Origin of the sequence: Bacillus sp. SIMBA_008 (genome assembly GCF_046535495.1) — a bacterium.
GTDB lineage: Bacteria > Bacillota > Bacilli > Bacillales > Bacillaceae > Bacillus > Bacillus subtilis.
The window spans coordinates 1-242 of sequence record NZ_JAWRWL010001138.1; the positions used below are offsets into that span (position 1 = coordinate 1).

A 242-nucleotide genomic window follows, 5' to 3' on the forward strand; every position below is an offset into this window, starting at 1 on the left:
CTTCACACCCTTCGTCCCGCCCTCTCAGGAAGGCCCGGCCGCCGGCGGGGTCTGGACGCAGTAGCTGTTCTCGTGGCTGTCGGGTTCCGAGCCGTCGATGTATGGGGTCTTCGGCATCCTGAGCGGCGCCGCGCTCGTGTTCTTCGCCTTCCTCGGCTTCGACGTCGTTGCGACGAGCGCCGAGGAGACCCTCGAGCCGAGGCGCACCGTACCCCGGGGCATCATCCTGGGGCTGACGATCG

At 68.6% G+C, this 242-nt stretch carries 1 pseudogene; it reads left to right on the forward strand.

From position 1 onward, the window contains the following. Nucleotides 1-97: 97 nt before the first annotated feature. A pseudogene (locus SB658_RS26990) lies at nucleotides 98-242 on the forward strand (amino acid permease); the annotation flags it as partial.